This is a genomic window from Agarivorans sp. Z349TD_8 (assembly GCF_050870825.2).
Taxonomy (GTDB): domain Bacteria; phylum Pseudomonadota; class Gammaproteobacteria; order Enterobacterales; family Celerinatantimonadaceae; genus Agarivorans.
Genome location: NZ_CP194037.2, coordinates 3,188,964 through 3,206,998 on the forward strand (window position 1 = coordinate 3,188,964; position 18,035 = coordinate 3,206,998).

14 protein-coding genes and 8 tRNA genes are annotated in these 18,035 nt (G+C 44.4%); 2 read left to right on the forward strand and 20 right to left on the reverse strand.

Translation table 11 applies throughout. The features are described 5' to 3' along the window. Window positions 1–201: 201 nt before the first annotated feature. Both ACRRS1_RS14300 and ACRRS1_RS14305 read left to right on the forward strand, forming a co-directional pair. A complete protein-coding gene (locus ACRRS1_RS14300) occupies window positions 202–996 on the forward strand; it encodes a cytochrome C assembly family protein (RefSeq protein ID WP_432467515.1) in 795 nt (264 codons plus the stop codon). A 68-nt stretch (window positions 997–1,064) separates the two neighbouring features. Further along, window positions 1,065–2,345 (forward strand): HlyC/CorC family transporter, encoded by a 1,281-nt coding sequence (locus ACRRS1_RS14305; protein ID WP_432452502.1) that lies wholly within the window; start codon window positions 1,065–1,067, stop codon window positions 2,343–2,345. Between the two features lie 213 nt (window positions 2,346–2,558). Here ACRRS1_RS14305 and luxS read toward each other — a convergent pair whose 3' ends face one another. From luxS to ACRRS1_RS14405, 20 genes are all read right to left on the reverse strand, one after another. Beyond that, window positions 2,559–3,068, reverse strand: a complete 510-nt coding sequence (luxS, locus tag ACRRS1_RS14310; RefSeq protein ID WP_432459712.1) for an S-ribosylhomocysteine lyase — start codon at window positions 3,066–3,068, stop codon at window positions 2,559–2,561. Between the two features lie 52 nt (window positions 3,069–3,120). Continuing rightward, window positions 3,121–3,732: a hypothetical protein gene (locus ACRRS1_RS14315; RefSeq protein WP_432456169.1), complete on the reverse strand. Its 612-nt coding sequence runs from the start codon at window positions 3,730–3,732 to the stop codon at window positions 3,121–3,123. A gap of 19 nt (window positions 3,733–3,751) precedes the next feature. Continuing rightward, window positions 3,752–5,329, reverse strand: coding sequence for a glutamate--cysteine ligase (gene gshA / locus ACRRS1_RS14320; protein WP_432459713.1), 1,578 nt, complete (start codon window positions 5,327–5,329; stop codon window positions 3,752–3,754). 86 nt (window positions 5,330–5,415) lie between these two features. Next, window positions 5,416–8,265 carry a M16 family metallopeptidase gene (locus ACRRS1_RS14325; protein ID WP_432459714.1) on the reverse strand — a complete coding sequence of 950 codons (2,850 nt, stop codon included), beginning with the start codon at window positions 8,263–8,265 and terminating at the stop codon, window positions 5,416–5,418. 24 nt (window positions 8,266–8,289) lie between these two features. Then, on the reverse strand, window positions 8,290–8,781 hold the full coding sequence (locus ACRRS1_RS14330; RefSeq protein WP_432459715.1) for a YqaA family protein: 492 nt from the start codon (window positions 8,779–8,781) through the stop codon (window positions 8,290–8,292). Window positions 8,782–8,863: 82 nt separating this feature from the next. Next, window positions 8,864–9,670, reverse strand: a complete 807-nt coding sequence (locus ACRRS1_RS14335; protein WP_432467513.1) for a rhamnogalacturonan acetylesterase — start codon at window positions 9,668–9,670, stop codon at window positions 8,864–8,866. A gap of 35 nt (window positions 9,671–9,705) precedes the next feature. Further along, window positions 9,706–10,326, reverse strand: coding sequence for a beta-phosphoglucomutase family hydrolase (locus ACRRS1_RS14340; protein ID WP_432459717.1), 621 nt, complete (start codon window positions 10,324–10,326; stop codon window positions 9,706–9,708). Between the two features lie 606 nt (window positions 10,327–10,932). Then, window positions 10,933–12,066, reverse strand: coding sequence for a sodium ion-translocating decarboxylase subunit beta (locus tag ACRRS1_RS14345; protein WP_432459718.1), 1,134 nt, complete (start codon window positions 12,064–12,066; stop codon window positions 10,933–10,935). 10 nt (window positions 12,067–12,076) lie between these two features. After that, the gene (gene oadA / locus ACRRS1_RS14350) at window positions 12,077–13,852 is read right to left on the reverse strand and encodes a sodium-extruding oxaloacetate decarboxylase subunit alpha (RefSeq protein WP_432459719.1); all 1,776 of its coding nucleotides are present in this window, start codon (window positions 13,850–13,852) and stop codon (window positions 12,077–12,079) included. A 19-nt stretch (window positions 13,853–13,871) separates the two neighbouring features. Then, complete coding sequence (locus ACRRS1_RS14355) at window positions 13,872–14,114, reverse strand: OadG family transporter subunit (RefSeq protein ID WP_432452493.1); 243 nt, start codon at window positions 14,112–14,114, stop codon at window positions 13,872–13,874. 713 nt (window positions 14,115–14,827) lie between these two features. Continuing rightward, window positions 14,828–14,904 (reverse strand) — tRNA-Arg (locus tag ACRRS1_RS14360). 52 nt (window positions 14,905–14,956) lie between these two features. Further along, window positions 14,957–15,033 (reverse strand) — tRNA-Arg (locus ACRRS1_RS14365). A gap of 11 nt (window positions 15,034–15,044) precedes the next feature. Next, a tRNA-Ser gene (locus ACRRS1_RS14370) sits at window positions 15,045–15,137 on the reverse strand. Between the two features lie 47 nt (window positions 15,138–15,184). After that, window positions 15,185–15,261 (reverse strand) — tRNA-Arg (locus ACRRS1_RS14375). A 48-nt stretch (window positions 15,262–15,309) separates the two neighbouring features. Continuing rightward, window positions 15,310–15,386, reverse strand: a tRNA-Arg gene (locus ACRRS1_RS14380). A gap of 53 nt (window positions 15,387–15,439) precedes the next feature. Then, window positions 15,440–15,516, reverse strand: a tRNA-Arg gene (locus tag ACRRS1_RS14385). A gap of 50 nt (window positions 15,517–15,566) precedes the next feature. Then, window positions 15,567–15,643, reverse strand: a tRNA-Arg gene (locus tag ACRRS1_RS14390). An 11-nt stretch (window positions 15,644–15,654) separates the two neighbouring features. Continuing rightward, window positions 15,655–15,747 (reverse strand) — tRNA-Ser (locus ACRRS1_RS14395). A gap of 778 nt (window positions 15,748–16,525) precedes the next feature. After that, complete coding sequence (csrA, locus tag ACRRS1_RS14400) at window positions 16,526–16,705, reverse strand: carbon storage regulator CsrA (RefSeq protein ID WP_137671596.1); 180 nt, start codon at window positions 16,703–16,705, stop codon at window positions 16,526–16,528. Between the two features lie 104 nt (window positions 16,706–16,809). Continuing rightward, window positions 16,810–18,024 (reverse strand): aspartate kinase, encoded by a 1,215-nt coding sequence (locus ACRRS1_RS14405; RefSeq protein ID WP_432452492.1) that lies wholly within the window; start codon window positions 18,022–18,024, stop codon window positions 16,810–16,812. Window positions 18,025–18,035: the final 11 nt, after the last annotated feature.

Here is an 18,035-nt window from a genome sequence, read left to right on the forward strand (position 1 = left end):
GCTTCAACCCAAAGCTTTCAATTAAATTTTTCTCGCTTTAAGGAGAACCTATCACCATGATTTAACGCCGTTTCTCACCGAAAAACACCAATCACCAAAGATCAATGGTTAGCAAGCAACATTTTCTAAACGCTAATTCTAGCTCTGATTGGATAGGCCGAGTATACTGATTTCAAACAATTAGTTAGTTAGCTTTAAATCATGAATGTATTGGTACTCCCTACCACCATATTTTATCTATTAGCATCCTATGTATGCATTTCTGGGCTGCTGAATAAACAGGCTGGCGCCAATAAGTGGCTGTGGCTAAGTGCCGCCTGTGGCATGGCTCTGCATGGCATATGGGAATTTCAGCATTTATTTTTAGCCCAAGGCCAAGACCTTAGTCTATTCAATGTCGCAGCCTTAGTGAGCCTATTAATGTCCTTGAGTGTCACCGTACTGGCGAAGCCCTTTAAACTTTGGTTTATCCTTCCAGTTGCTTACCTATTTTCGATTATCAGCATATTTTTAGCGGTATTAATTCCAAGTGATTATATTCTTCATCTAGAGCTAAAACCGCAGGTGCTGATCCATATTTGCGTCGCGCTTGCAACATTCACGGTGTTAATGATTGCCAGCCTTTATGCCCTGCAAATGGCCTACCTAGATTGGACGTTGAAGCGGCATAAGCCTGGCGCAATCCACCCTGCGTTACCTTCATTAATGAGAATTGAGAAACAACTATTTACTCTAATTCGACTAGGTTTTGTATTACTCAGTATCTCGCTACTCAGCGGCTTCATTTTCTTAAATCAGTTTTTTGCCCATGGGCAGGCTCATAAGGCACTGTTTAGCCTATTGGCCTGGATAATTTACGCTAGTTTATTATGGGGACAACATTATCGGGGATGGCGAGGTAAAACAGTGGTTGTGATGACTGTCAGTGGCTCAATCTTGCTCACTCTCGCCTATTTTGGCTCACGCTTTGTTAAAGAAATCATCATCGGCTCATAAACATCACTTGACAGCCCTTAAACTCAACATATAAATTAGTCCCTTATATTTACCAAGGATTTTCCTGTTTGAACGACATCTCAACGAGTAGCTTATTAATACTGCTCGTGTTCCTCATAGTTTGTTCTGCTTTTTTCTCTAGCTCCGAAACTGGCATGATGTCGCTTAATCGATATCGGCTTCGGCACTTAGTCAATACCAAACATAAAGCGGCAAAACGGGTCGACAAGCTATTACAGCGTCCTGATCGGCTGATCGGTTTGATCCTTATTGGCAATAACTTAGTTAATATTTTGGCATCAGCAATTGCCACCATTATTGGCTTACGCCTATTCGGCGATGTCGGTGTAGCGATCGCAACACTGGCACTAACCTTCGCCATTTTGATTTTTGCTGAAGTCACACCAAAAACCATGGCGGCACTCTACCCTGAACGGATTGCCTTTCCAGCCTCACTGTTACTTCGCCCACTCATGAAATTGCTATTCCCTGTGATTTGGGCCACCAATGCAGTGACGAATGGAATATTACGCCTGTTGGGTGTGAATCCGAATAGCAAGGGCGATGAGGCTTTAAATCCTGATGAATTACGCACCGTAGTCGATGAAGCGGGGACGATGATCCCGAAACGCCACCAAGACATGCTACTCAGTATTCTCGATCTAGAAAAAGTCACCGTTGATGACATTATGATCCCCCGCAACGAAATTGCAGCGATCGACATCAATGACGATTGGGATAGCATTCTTCGGCAACTCACTCAAAGTACGCATACTAAAATCTTGCTATTTCGCGACTCTATCGATGACTCGGTTGGTTTTGTCCACTCTAGGGATGCGCTGAGGCTGCTATCTCGTGAACAATTTGATAAGACCTCAATGTTACGCGCGGCCAAGGAAATTTATTTCATCCCAGAAGGCACCCCACTTAATGTACAGTTATTAAAGTTTCAACGCCGCAAAGAGCGGATTGGGCTAATTGTTGATGAGTATGGTGATATTCAAGGCTTGGTGACGCTTGAAGATATTCTGGAAGAAATTGTGGGTGACTTTACCACGAGCATGGCACCAGCCCCCAGCGATGAAATTCATCCACAAATTGATGGAAGCTACTTAATTGAAGGTACGGTTAACATTCGCGACCTCAATAAAGAAATGGCGTGGTCTTTTCCTATTGATGGTCCTAAAACCTTAAATGGTTTGATCATCGAATATTTAGAAGATATCCCTGAAGCCAACCTATGCTTGAGACTGAGTGGCTATCCCATAGAAATTGTTGAAATTGAAAATAATACGGTGAGCCTAGCGCGAGTTATGCCTGCTTTTTATAACAAACCCAAATCAAATTAAAGCAACTAAAAAGCCAGCATTTTGCTGGCTTTTTAGTTTTACAAGCGCCTATTGATACCAATCTAACTCATTAGCTATTCATTCTTACGGGTCTAACCGCTAACTGCGTGATGTATTTTGGAATTAAAACCACGAGTTACTTCACTTCATAGCTTGTTATTAGCAAATTTATTCTGCGCAATAAGTTGATCATATAATGAATCTGATTTGGTATTAAAGGGTTCCCAAAATATCGTTAGATAAGGCTAATTGTTCGTTTTTATTCACACTAATACCACGTTCAATGATCTGACTCGCGATAGCTTTGGCTTCATCCAAAGAGTGCATAGTATAAGTTCCACATTGATACTCATTTAGCTCAGGAATATCATTTTGGTTTTTCACCGCCAATACATCATGCATCGAAGCTAACCAAGCTTCAGCCACCTGCTGCTCGGAAGGGCTTCCAATCAAACTCATATAAAAACCAGTACGACAGCCCATAGGAGAAATGTCGATAATTTCAACCTGCTCAGAATTCAAATGCTCACGCATGAAGCCTGCATACAGGTGCTCTAGCGTGTGGATACCACGCTCTGACAATATCTCTTCATTAGGCACACAATAGCGAAGGTCAAAAACGGTAATCGTATCATTGCTAGGGGTCGCCATGGTTTTGGCGACTCGAACCGCAGGTGCATGCATACGGGTATGATCAACAGTAAAACTATCTAATAAAGGCATGATTATCTCTCTCGGATATACTCAGCTAAGCGGAGTTTAATTTATAGGGTATTCAAGCAAAAAATAGCCGCCATAGCCAGCTACTATCTAGATCTTCTTTACATTTACTATATTGTGCGGCATAACGCTTAGACCGTTGGTCAACCCGATTGGCAACCTTGACGAGCCACTGCTTTTGTTTATAAGAGCCCCGTTTATATCCCCCCCAACCTTCATGGTAGTTAAGATATTGATTGCGAGCATCCCACTTGGAAACACCATTAATTTTATGAGTCTTATAAGTAAACCAGCCCATAAAATCGATGGCATCATCAAAATTACTTCGCGAAGACCATGAGTTACCCGTTTCTCTAACATAGTCTTCCCAAGTCATGGTCTTTGCTTGGCTATAACCATAGGCCGAACTCGCACGACCCACCGGAATAAAGCCAAACCAGTACTCCATTGGTGGTCGAGCATTGTGTTTAAAGCTCGACTCTTGGTACATCATTGCCAAAGGAACATGGACCGGCGTTCCCCACTTCTTATTCATTTTTTTGGCCGACTGATACCAATCACTTTTTTCCTCAAAAATACTACATATATTTTCGGGATCTCTCGGCGGAGCACTACTACACCCCGCCAGCATTGCCAACCCAAGCGAGGCTAATAAACAGCGAGTCATCGGTGTCAAATTTACAGTTCTATTGATTCGCATTTTCAAAATACTTTATTAAAAATTGGTCAAAATACATATCATCCGCTGCTTCTATCGACTGCTGCTCGATAAAACTCCGCTCAGCCATGGCCGCAAAATCTTTTTCTTGCCAGTTAGTCGGTTGATGATTCAGCATCTGTTGACGATATTCTGCCGCCCATCGCAAGCCCAAATGACTATTATCTGCAGCTTGTGTGGTTAGCAAGCGTAAAAAATATGCTGAATAGCTATTATCGTCGCTCACATCTTGAATAGCTTCTGCTAAAGCCATCGCAAAATCAGGCCGACTACGCTTGATATCGAGTAGCTCGGCAGCTTGTTTCATATAAGAAAACAGTTCTTCAATATGCTGCGGCAATGGCTGCTGTTTACCTGCAATGTTGAGCTCAAGAGAAGGGTTACGCCCTTGAATAGCGACTTGGTTAAAGTTGTCTCGACAAGCTTGTAATTCGGCATGACTCATCGCCGGTGAGTCCATTAAGGTACAAGCTAATAACAAACAATCAATCACCCTCACTTGTGCTTCGGTGACACCAACCGCACTGTAGGGATTGACATCTAAAGCGCGAATTTCAATGTATTCAATACCGTCTGTTGCCAACGCTTGTGAAGGAGTTTGACCCGGTTTAGCCACTCTTTTAGCTCGGATCGGAGCATATAGCTCATTCTCAATTTGTAAGATATTCGCATTCAGCTGACGATATTCACCGTCGACCTTTACCCCTATATCAGCAAAGCCATCAGAATGAGTACTCACAGCTTCCCGAACACTATGCACGTATTCCTCAACGCTATTATAGTTAATCTCTAACTGGTTTTGATCCGCGCTGGTATAACCCAAATCACTCAAACGTAAGGAGGTTGCATAGGGAAGGTACAAAGTACCTTTCCCCATGTGCTGAAAGTCTAACTGACTTTCAGCTGCATTCATGAAGGAACCACAAAGAGCTGGAGATGCACCATACAAATACGCAACCATCCAGCCAAAACGGTAGAAATTGCGGATTAATCCCATATAACGTTGCGAGATAAACGCCGATAAATCTTGGCTATCCCCTTCAACTTTTTGCAAAGCTTGCCAAAAACTCGAAGGCAACGAAAAGTTATAATGAACCCCCGAGATCACCTGCATCGCACTCCCATAACGATGACGTAATCCCTGTCGATAAACATGCTTCATTTTGCCGATATTTGACTGACCATAGTCAGCCAAAATGATATCTTGCTCATTCCCAATATAACAAGGCATGCTAAGCGGCCATAGACACTGTCCATCGAGTTTTTTTAATGCTTGATGATGTATATCAGTTAAACGCGATAACAACTGCTCTACACTATCAGAAACTGGGGTAATAAATTCCAGCAAGTTTTCAGCATAATCGGTGGTAATCAAAGGGTGAGTTAAAGCCGCACCAAGTTCCTTTGGATGACCATTGCTAGCCAACTTACCTTGCTCACCTATTCGCAAAGCTTCTCGCTCGATACCACGTTGAATACCCTGAACGCCGGTATCCGCCATTGCTGCGCTTAATTGCGCAAGCCGTCTAGAAAACTGTTGAGTCAAATTCAAACTCACTATTTGTTAAAGCGCTTGGTGCAGCAAAGCATAACGAGCTTAGCATCCTTTTACCACCCTAAGCGCGGGTCCATTTACAATGCAAGTTGTTGAACAGGCATACCTAATTTGTTTAACTGTGGCAACAACTGTTGCTTGTCACCCACCACAACGATGATCATCTGTTGTGGTGATAAATATTTTGACGCGAACTTTTTCAAGGTCTCACGACTAATTGTCGCGGCAATCTGATTCTGCTGGGCAACAAAGCTGGGATCCAGTTGATGTACCTGCATCTGCATCAAAAATGACGCTTTTTGGGAAGGCGTTGCGTAAGCCAGCGCTTCTTGTTGAGACACCGCACTACGCATGTAGGCGAGTTCTTTATCTGTCGGCCCGGTGGTTGAGTAATGTTCCAGCTCGGCAAGTAATTCTTTAATTGCATCAGCGCTTGCATCTTGACGAACATCGGTAGAAATCACAAAACTACCGCCGTCTTCAAAACCAGAGAAGCCACTGCTTACCCCATAGGTGTAGCCCTTATCTTCGCGCAAATTCATATTGATCCGGCTGTTAAAATTGCCACCAAAGTTAAAATTCATTAAGTTGGCTTTGAAGTACTCACCCGTTGCATCATAGGGCATCGCCAAACGACCAATACGGATTACCGATTGCACCGCACCAGGCTTATCAATCAAATAAATCGTCGGCTTACTGACTGATTCGGTAATGCGAAGATGACCACTAGGACTTGCTTGACCACGCCATTTCTGTTGCAAGGGCTGTAAGGCTTGCTCCATTTGAGCTTGCCCCAAGTTACTCACCACAACCAATTGACTTCCCATCGGCTGGTAATGACGCTGCCAAAATTGCTTCACATCCTCGAGACTAAGCGCGCTAACACTCTGCCTCGTCCCGGCACTGGATGTTGCAAGCCGGCTGCTTTCACCAAAAATCAGGCCCTGACTCGCAATACTCGCCAACCAACTAGGTCGGTTATAATTCTGCTCAATGCTTTGCAAATGACGGGCTTTCTCGCGTGCAAACTCTTGCTCATCGAAGGCCGGCGTTAACAAACGTTGCTGTAAGATATCCAGCACTTGAGGCAGGGTTTCGGTCAGTGAACTCAAACTGATACTTTGACTATACAAACCAGAACCAAAACTAATTGAGGCCCCCAACTCATCTAATTGGTCTGCTAACTCTGCGGCGCTATGGCCTTGAGTGCTTTGCATTAACATTCTTGCGGTTAACTTGGCCAATCCCTCTTGACCAGGCGCTTCGGCGAGACTACCTCCGGGTAAGCGAAACTGTAAGGTGACCGTTGGTGTTGCTTGCGCAGAGGTGCCTAATAGCTGTAAACCATTACGGAGCTGACCGTGCCACAAGGGTGGCAATTTTACCGTTAGCGCCGGTCCCGCACTGGGTTCAATACTTCGGTCAAAACTATCGACGACTTTAGCCTGCTTCAATTGCTGTTCATCGATATGTTGATACACAGGCAGTTGGCGCGCTTTTGGCTGATAATTATCAGGCCCAGCCAATAACTGTCTTTGGCCCTTAGGAACCACACTCATCACGACCCGCGGTTTATCCAAAATATACTGCTGATATGCCTGTTGCACTTGTTGATCATCGACATGCTCAAATTGTTCTAGTACTTTGCTCACATAAAGCGGTTGGCCAAAAAAAGTTTCACCATAAGCCAATTGACTGACCACATCAGAGACGCTTTCTAAGCTATAAATAGTAGAAGCCTTGAGTGAACCGCGAACTCTTTGTAAGTCAGCCGCATCCATCCCACGCGCAGCGACTTTACTAATGGCTCGGTCAACTTCTTGCTCTAGCTGAGCTAAGCTCAGACCCGCCTGCGGATTAGCCCGAACAGCGATCGACAAGGTACAAGCCATTTCTCGACAATAATGAGAACTATATGCCGATAGTGCTTTACCGCTTTCAACCAATGATTGATACAGTAATGAACTTTTTCCACCGCCTAATATCTCAGAAAACATATCCAAGGCGACTTCGTCTTTTGCTCCCGCGAACACCGTTGGGTAGCTGATGTAGAGTAAAGGGATATGCACCCGATCTTCTAAAGAAATATAACGAGTCTCACTCAATTGAGCCGGCCGCGGTTTAATTTTAGGAACTTCTGGTCCGGTCGGGATCGTCGCAAAGTACTTATTAACCCAAGTCAGCGTTTGTTCAATGTTGATGTCACCACCAATACTAAGCACCGCGTTATTCGGACCATACCAACGTAAGAAAAAGGCTTTAAGATCGTTTACATCCACTCGATTTAAATCTTCGATATAACCAATTGGCTGCCAAGAATATGGATGATCTCGAGGATACAAGGCTTCATCGACCCGCTCCGACAATAAACCATAAGGCGCATTATCAACCCGTTGAGCGCGCTCATTTTTAACCGTAGCACGCTGGATTTCGAATTTCTTTTGACTGACCGCATCAAGTAAAAATCCCATCCGGTCGGCTTCCAACCACAACACTTTTTCAAGTTGATTCGCCGGCACGGTTTCATAATAATTAGTACGGTCTTTGGTGGTCGATCCATTCATCGTACCACCAGCCTCATTGATGATCCGAAAGTGTTCCTGATCTCCGACGTGTTTTGAGCCTTGGAACATCATGTGTTCAAAAAAATGAGCAAATCCTGATTTCCCGACCACTTCGCGATTCGAACCGACATGATAAGTCACATCAACATGTGCTAAAGGCGCGGAATCATCTTGATATAAAATGACGGTTAGACCGTTTGCCAAACGATATTTTTTATAGGCAATCTGGAGTGCTCCGTCACTTGCTGGCGAAGCTTCAACTAAGGTCACACCTGCTGGCAACGTTGGCAACTGTTGCGTGTCAAACTGCGAGCATCCAACAACTAAGTAAAGAATGCTAAAAACACTCAACCATCTAAGCACTATTGTTTCCTCATTTATAACAATTTAAATCGACGCGAGTGACGCGCCGAAGGCTAATATCAAACCGTAGCGAGCCGTTTTACCAATCAACATCGCGATCGCGCACTGCCAGACCGACAACTTAGCGGCCCCAGCCAATAAACACAAAAGATCACCCACCAGCGGCACCCAGCTCAACAGTAAGCTCCAAGGGCCGTATTTATTCAACCAGAATTTAACCTTCGCTTGCCGAGCTAAATTCGGAGGGCCAACCAAACGCTGTTTGAGAGAAGCCATTAAGCCCCACCCCATAGCGAAACTGAATAAGCTACCCAAGGTGTTGCCAACACTCGCCACAACTAGCAGACTTAACCAACGCTGTGGATATTGTAACAACAATGTACTAAACACCAGTTCCGAGCTTCCTGGCAGCAAAGTCGCCGAACTAAAAGCGCTAAAAAACAGTAAACTTAACAAAATAATGACCGAGCAGCGACCGACTTTTTTTGGACGCCCCTGCAATTTCGTGGACAACACTGACTAGAGCTCTCGCCGCTTTCAGCAAGCAGAGCACTTAAGCAGGCGATGAAAACAGTACTTTCTGCAAGCAACACCAATGCTATTGAGCCAACTTAGAGTGAGGCTGTAACTGTTTCAAGCCTTGCAAGACGAGATCTGCGACAACTTTTGCACCTTCGGGTTGAAAATGAGTATTGTCACTCTTACCCTCTGGGTATGCTTGGTAAATCCCTGCAGGAAGATTCATAAAATAGTGTTCCGTGACATAATCACGCCCCTGCTGTGAAAAATATTTAGCCGAAGAGCTCGTCAAATCAATCAAATCTACCTGGAGTTGTTTCGCGACTTCTTTCATTGCTGCGGGATATGCTCCATGAGCACTCCCTAAAACTGCACCAGACCAAGGATAGTTACGGGTCACTGGGGTAACAAGAATTGGGACAGCCTGCTTTTGACGAGTTTGCGCAACAAATAAACGCAAAAACTGCTGATAACCCTGAATATTGACATAGCGCTCTGGCTTTTCAAGCGCAGCATCATTGTGACCAAATTGAATCAATACCAAATCATTCGGCTGCAAGGCATGGTATACAGCTTCCCAACGGCCTTCTTCAAAAAAAGTTCGACTACTGCGCCCCCCCTTGGCGCGATCATCTACCAGCGCTAGTTCACCAGAAATCAGCGCAATATCCGCCAAATTGTCTTTGGTCAACAAAGGTTGAAGAACTTGTCCCCAACCCGTTAAAGGATAACGATGACTCATATAAGCTGACTCGAGAGAATAGTCAGTCATCGTTGAGTCACCAACTAAATAAATCGTAATACTTGGCATACCCTGCTCTTTACTGCGTGCTGAAAAACTAAGGGAGAGTAACATCGCGAGTAATATAGTGATGGTCTTATTCATAATCGTGGACTCTCTGGACAACTTGATAACCGCATTTACTCAAGTGTAAGATGCTGATCAAAGTACTTATTTGGCCACAGTGGTCGGACATCAACAACATCCATAGAGGCCGCCTTCGCCGCCATGATGCCAGCGTCAGCATCTTCAAACACCAAACAGCGCTGAGGCTCAACATTCATTAACTTCGCGCACAACAAGAAAGTATCCGGCGCGGGTTTATGAGCATCGACCAAATCAGCGCCAACAATGGCAACTAATTGCTCAGCGATGCCTAATTTATTGAGCAAGAACTCCGCTTCCTGCTGAGAAGCACCAGTGCCCACAGACATCGGTTTTTTGCCCTGAAAGTGATTAAATACAGTCAATAAAGGCGTCGCCTGTATTTCTGCATGAACTAAGTGCTGATAGTGCTGATTTTTCGCTTCTACCACCGCATCCACTTTAATCCGTGTCATATTGGCCTGCGCTAGTAAATTTTCTACAGTTTGTTCCGCTGGCATACCACTCATCGCCAACATTTGCTGCGCGGTGTAAGGAATCGCAAAATGCTTTAATACTCGCTCCCAAGCAGCTTGATGCTGTTGCAACGAATCGATTAAAGTCCCATCCATATCAAAAATAAAAGCGTCATAATCTTGGTATTGTTGGATATTCATTGTCTACTCGAAATTATCTAGAACTAAACAGCAGCCCTTTCAGCCGATCATCATACCAACAAGCCTTCATAAAATAGACAAAAATAATTTATAAATACCGCCGTACAGCTAAGGCAAACAACAAATCGCTAGCCAGTAGATGCCCACAGAAAGAGTCAACTGAAAAACACACAGTCGCTTTCCACGGGGATAAATTTAAAATGCCCAATGCAGAATCCTTGTCTTAAGCCCTGGTCACCTAAATTTCAAAGTCTTATCTGGGGTTAAGCAGCATGCTGTAAAACCAACACGCGAGAAGCGTCTCGAAAATAACACGAAACTAGGTTGAGTTTATATTTTTAGGTTAAACTAACATTATTCAAACAGTTAAGAGTAATAATGGAAAAACTATGGTGCGTTTCTTCTTAGTTCCTTTGCTACTTACAATACTGTGGACGTTATTTTTGTTCCACTACGGTCTAAGTTTTAAACAAGGTCGAAAAGGATATTATTGGATCATCGCAATCAGCAGCCTACTCATTGGCTTTTTCGGCGTCATGATGTGGTTAACACGTTAAGCATAAAAAAAGCTTGCCTAAGCAAGCTTTTTTTAGATGGTTAGAGTTATTAGCCTCCAACTAAGGATAGTAATACTCCGGCGGCAACTGCGCTACCCAATACTCCGGCAACGTTCGGTCCCATCGCATGCATTAATAAGAAGTTATGAGGATTAGCCTCTAAACCGACCTTATTGGCGACTCGGGCCGCCATTGGCACTGCCGATACACCAGCTGCCCCAATCAATGGGTTAATATTTCCCCCGCTGACACGATTCATCACTTTCGCCATCAACACCCCTGAAGCGGTACCAATAGCAAATGCGATCGCCCCAAGCCCCAAAATCCCTAAGGTTTCAACCGTTAAGAACTTGTCAGCTGACAACTTAGAACCAACGGCCAAACCAAGGAAAATGGTTACAATATTAATCAGTTCGTTTTGTGCAGTTTTGCTTAAACGATCAACCACGCCACTCTCACGCATTAAATTCCCCAGACAAAACATCCCAACCAAGGGCGTTGCCGCTGGTAAAAACAGAATCGTTAAGCCAAGCACTGCGATTGGAAAAATTATTTTCTCCCGCATGCTAACTGGGCGTAATTGTTCCATTTGAATTTCACGTTCTTGTTTAGTCGTCAACGCGCGCATAATAGGCGGTTGAATAATCGGAACCAAGGCCATGTAAGAATAAGCAGCTACCGCAATCGCGCCCAATAAATCAGGCGCCAATTTAGAAGCTAAAAAGATAGCCGTAGGTCCGTCGGCACCACCAATAATGGCAATCGCAGATGCGTCGGCAAGCGTAAAATTAAAACCAGGCACCCAGTTTAAGGCTATCGCGCCAAATAAAGTCGCAAAAATCCCGAATTGAGCGGCGGCACCTAATAACAACATTTTGGGATTAGCAATTAATGCCCCAAAATCCGTTAAAGCCCCCACCCCCATAAAGATCAATAAAGGGAAAACGCCAGTTTCGATCCCCACATGATAAATGTAATACAGTAAACCACCCTCTTCAGTAAAACCTGCGTTAGGAATGTTTGCTAATACTGCACCAAAGCCAATGGGTAATAACAATAAGGGTTCAAATTTACGGACAATCGCCAAATATAGCAGTAATAAACCCACTGCCATCATGACCACCTGACCAAGCTCAAAATTGGCGATACCCGTTTCGAGCCAAAGCTTCATTAATCCTTCCACTGTCACTCCTTTATGCGATGCTAAGCAGGATTTCGCCTACCGCTACCGCATCACCTTCTTTAACTAGAACCTCTGCAACCACCCCGGTTTTAGCGGAACGAATTTCGGTTTCCATTTTCATTGCTTCCATGATCAACAATACGTCACCTTCCTGAACTTGCACCCCAGGTTTGGCCAAGACTTTAAAAATATTTCCAGCTAATGGTGCCGGCAGTGCTTCACCGCCAGTTGAGACCGCCACAGGGCTTGCAGGCGCAGAAGAACTTACTGCCGCCACTCCATCAATGGAGCCTTCAGGACCGACATCAACAGTGTAAAGCTGCCCATCGACCCGTACCGAATAAGTCTCGACAGAACCTTGCTTAACAGCAACCGCGGGCGCGGGCTTAACGTCATCGGCGCTAGGCATCGGCTCAAAAGCGGATGCATCGCCACGATTCTCCAGAAATTTCAAGCCGATTTGTGGGAATAAAGCATAAGTTAAAGCGTCGTCAATCACCGCATCTGCCAGCTTAAAGCCTTTGTCTGCTGAATGTTGTTTTATTTCAGACTCTAAACGTTCCATTTCAGCTTCGAGTAAATCAGCTGGACGACAAGTAATGGCTTGTTCGCCATCAAGCACTCGTTTTTGTAGTTCACTATTGAGTTCGCCGGGAGCTTTACCGTAATGACCAGTTAAAATACCAGCCGTCTCTTTGGTAATGGTTTTATAGCGCTCCCCGGTAAGCACATTAATCACCGCTTGCGTGCCCACAATTTGTGAGGTTGGCGTGACTAGCGGGATATAACCTAAATCTTTACGAACTTTAGGGATCTCTGCCAGTACTTGGTCCATTTTATCGGCCGCACCCTGCTCTTTCAGTTGGCCTTCCATGTTCGTCAGCATCCCACCAGGCACTTGCGCAATCAGGATCCGAGAATCAACCCCCTTCAAACTGCCCTCAAACTTCGCATACTTCTTACGAACTTCACGGAAGTAAGCGGCAATGGCTTCCAATTTCGTCAGATCTAAACCAGTGTCACGCTCAGTCCCTTCTAGCATCGCCACGATGGTTTCTGTTGGGCTATGTCCATAGGTACAGCTCATCGAAGAAATGGCAGTATCAATAATATCCACTCCGGCTTCAATGGCCTTCATATGAGTCGGTAGACTTAAACCCGTGGTCGCATGACAATGCAAAGCTATCTCTACGTCAGTATCGGCTTTCAGACGTTTAATTAATGCCTCAGCTTCATAAGGCTTAAGTAGGCCAGACATATCCTTAATTGCAATCGAATGACAACCAAGGTCTTCCAAGCGCTTCGCCAAATCAACCCAGTTTTCGATAGAGTGAATCGGACTAGTGGTGTAAGAAATCGTTCCTTGGGCATGCGCCCCACAATCAAGCGCCGCTTTTACCGCCGTTTGAAAGTTACGAGGATCGTTCATCGCATCGAAGATACGAAAAACATCCATCCCATTTTTAACTGCGCGCTCTACAAAACGTTCGACCACATCGTCAGCATAATGCCGGTAACCCAATAAATTTTGTCCCCGTAGCAACATCTGTTGCTTGGTATTTGGCATGGCTTTTTTCAGTTCTCGCAGACGCTCCCATGGATCTTCACCCAGATAACGAATACAAGCATCGAAGGTCGCCCCACCCCATGTCTCCAGAGACCAATAACCAATTTGGTCTAATTGCTCAGCAATGGGCAACATATCTTCAATACGAAGACGGGTTGCTAGCAATGATTGGTGCGCATCACGTAGCACAACATCGGTTAAAGCAAGTGGTTTAGACATTGCGTTAAATCCCCTTTAGTTATTGAGCCTTCCGGTACTGTTGAACCGCTGCAGAGATCGCAGCAACAACGGCGGTATTATTGGCTTGTTTAGTCGAAGTAGAAGACGAGTGACTAGGCTTGGTTGGTTCGATCAATGGCGGAGCTAATTTGGCAAGACCTAAAACGGCTAAAATAAGCAACGATAGGAAAGCAAACACGGCGACCATCCCGATCCCCATAAGTGTGGCTGCTTCCAACAACAGCTCGGTCATATCTATCATATTATTAATCCACATCCTTTAAGATTGCCGTAAGAATTACATGCAAACTGACAAAAATCAAACTGGAATTTGAATAAATATTCAAAATATTAGTATTGTTAATTTTATTTTATCAATAGGAAAATTCATAATCTAGTGACGGCGAAACCTGACAAGGCTAAATAAGCTATATATTAACAAGCTGTTAACATTCATCGCGATACAGATTATTGTCCGATTTATAAGCTAATTTACCAGCTTAGCTAAACTAAAAGAAGCCTGCAGGATCACAACAGTTACAAAATGAAGCTGAATAAGAGATGAATACCAATTTCAACTAGAGATCCTAACTTCGTAAGATAAAAATGTCCCCTATAAACCATCAAATTATTCACAAGCAGGTATCACTAAAGGCTAAAAAAATACCCTGATTTAAAAACCTTAGCGCGCTATCAATGATAGCTATGAAGCCAGCTTCGACAAATTAATATCAAATAATAGTGAGGGACTTGGCTTTTAAGCAAAGCGCAACAAAAATGAATCAACTCATTGAAGAGGCCGCCGTCTGCGCGCAGATTCAAAGCTATCGATCAACCAATAACAATTCTAAATATCGATGTCATTCATCGAATGTCGATGATGATTAGCTGAGCGCAAATACAATATTTGTAAGAGCATAAGCGCATCGAAACCGCTTTAGAGCAGTAAACAAAAGAGAAGTCATAGAAAGGAGATGGCGCGCGTGGAAGGATTCGAACCTCCGACCGCCTGGTTCGTAGCCAGGTACTCTATCCAGCTGAGCTACACGCGCACAGATAACACTTGAATAAAAAACTCACATTAATGGTGAGCCTCTTAAAGAATGGCGCGCGTGGAAGGATTCGAACCTCCGACCGCCTGGTTCGTAGCCAGGTACTCTATCCAGCTGAGCTACACGCGCGTTGAAATCGATGGCGGTGAGGGAGGGATTCGAACCCTCGATAGGGCTACAAACCCTATACTCCCTTAGCAGGGGAGCGCCTTCGGCCACTCGGCCACCTCACCACGATTTCACTCCAACAAAATCAGCATAACACTGATTTTAAGAAGAATGGCGCGCGTGGAAGGATTCGAACCTCCGACCGCCTGGTTCGTAGCCAGGTACTCTATCCAGCTGAGCTACACGCGCGCAAAAACACTGCAATATAAGAATGATCACTCATTCTATTGTAAATAATGGCGCGCGTGGAAGGATTCGAACCTCCGACCGCCTGGTTCGTAGCCAGGTACTCTATCCAGCTGAGCTACACGCGCACAGAAACACTTGAATAAAAAAAGCTCACATGAACTATGAGCTTTTAAAATAATGGCGCGCGTGGAAGGATTCGAACCTCCGACCGCCTGGTTCGTAGCCAGGTACTCTATCCAGCTGAGCTACACGCGCACAAAAAAACTGTTTATATAAAAACGACCGAAATCATTCTACTTTAAATATGGCGCGCGTGGAAGGATTCGAACCTCCGACCGCCTGGTTCGTAGCCAGGTACTCTATCCAGCTGAGCTACACGCGCGTTGAAATCGATGGCGGTGAGGGAGGGATTCGAACCCTCGATAGGGCTACAAACCCTATACTCCCTTAGCAGGGGAGCGCCTTCGGCCACTCGGCCACCTCACCGCGATTTCGGATGCAGATATTACTGCTTCCAAAAATATAGTCAAACCTTTTTTGCCAGTTTTCTTTTGTTCGTACAGCTTTCGAACAGTTCGCTGTATTTTTGATAGATATACGTCCAAAAATGCAGCGAGCACAATTCTTTCTGAACCAGCAAGCGAACCGAAGAACACCGCATAAACAACACATCAGGCGATATATCTTGCTGCACTGTTTTCAATCAAATGGTCAAACCAAAGCCCCCGAGAACATCAGATGACACAATAAACTTCAAAACATCATTTACCAAACCCGACAAAGCCGATCGAAGTGAAATCGATTGATGACGATGTGAGCATTACTCATACGCATTTAAATAGCTAAATCGCTAAAAACTAACCAAATACAAATCGCAAATAACGGTGCTTCAATGAGGTAGGTGTTCAAAGTAAGCAAAGGCTGATATCAATGTCTGTGCTTTGCGCTTACTTTAGATAAGCCACAGCAAGCAAATGTCACCGATAACATGATGCATCAACGAAGCCGTGACCAATCACCAGCGACTTGAGGTTCAACTTAAAAGCATTTTTGGAAGTAAACCAAATGGCATACCTTGCGACATCAATGATGGTTCATGAAAAATCAATCAAATGAAGATGAGACATGTTAAACAACAAACAGTTAAAGCTTTTAGGCGCCGACTGAAGGTCTACCTCAACGGCTTGGTTAGAGGGCGCTGCAGTCCCAAAAACACAAAAGGAAGCCTAAGCTTCCTTTTGTAAATTTGAGCACCAACGCGTGCTTATGCGCTGGCATTTTTCTCGGCTTGAATGCGCATATAAATTTCTTCACGGTGAACCGAAACTTCTTTCGGTGCATTAACACCGATACGTACTTGGTTTCCTTTCACACCCAATACGGTCACAGTCACTTCATCCCCAATCATCAAGGTTTCGCCTACACGACGAGTCAAAATTAGCATTTATATCTCCTTAAATTCGATTTCTTATTCTTTAGCGACTTAACAGACTATTATTTTCAATTATTCAGCCTATAGACTAGCCTGTTTAAGTCGCAGAGTCATTATTATTGGTCGAGCTTGTAGGCGCTATGCAACGCACGCACGCCCAGTTCCAAATATTTTTCATCAACCACTACCGATACTTTGATTTCAGAAGTTGAAATAAGTTGCATATTTATTCCTTCTGCACCAAAAGTCTCAAACATAGTTTTAGCGACACCGGGGTGGTTCATCATGCCAACGCCAACAATAGATATTTTTGCTAAAGAATCTTTACCTTGGACTGCTCGGGCACCCAATTTTTCGCAAGTTTGCTCTAGTAAGACTTTGGCGCGTTTATAATCATTACGATGTACCGTAAAAGTAAAGTCAGCTGTACCATCGCCCATTGAGTTTTGAATAATCATATCCACATCAATGTTCGCTTCCCCAATCGGAGTCAAAATTGCCGCTGCCACCGCAGGTTTATCTGGCACACCCAAAATCGTTAAGCTCGCTTCATCCCGATTAAAGGCAATACCAGAAATGACCGGTGATTCCATTTTATTTCCCTCATAGCTAATTAGAGTGCCATTACCTTCTGCAAAACTGGATAATACTCGCAGTGGCACATTATATTTCCCGGCAAATTCCACTGCACGAATTTGCAGAACCTTCGCTCCCAAGCTAGCCATTTCAAGCATTTCTTCAAAAGTAATACTCTCTAAACGGCGCGCCTTAGGCTCAACCCGCGGATCAGTGGTGTATACACCATCCACATCGGTGTAGATCTGGCACTCATCGGCCTTCAGCGCGGCTGCAATGGCAACAGCAGTGGTGTCTGAACCACCACGACCAAGCGTAGTAATATAGTTATCTGGGCTACGCCCCTGAAACCCAGCAATCACCACAACTTTATTCTTCGTTAAGTGAGCCTTGATGTTTTGATCGTCAATGCTAGTAATACGCGCTTTACCATGCGCATTATCAGTATGCATTTGGATCTGATCTCCCGTCATCGAAATCGCATCACAGCCCTTCTTCTGTAAAGCAATACTCAACAAGGCTATTGTCACCTGCTCACCAGTTGATACCAGAACATCCTTTTCACGCTCACTGGCGTTTTCATCGATTTGATTCGCTAAGCCCAACAAGCGATTGGTTTCACCAGACATCGCTGAAAGCACCACAACTAAATCGTCACCCGCTTGTTTATGCTTAATCACTCGGTCAGCCACGGCTTCGATACGCTCTATCGTACCCACCGATGTACCGCCATATTTTTGAACAATTAGTGCCACTTGCTTTCCTT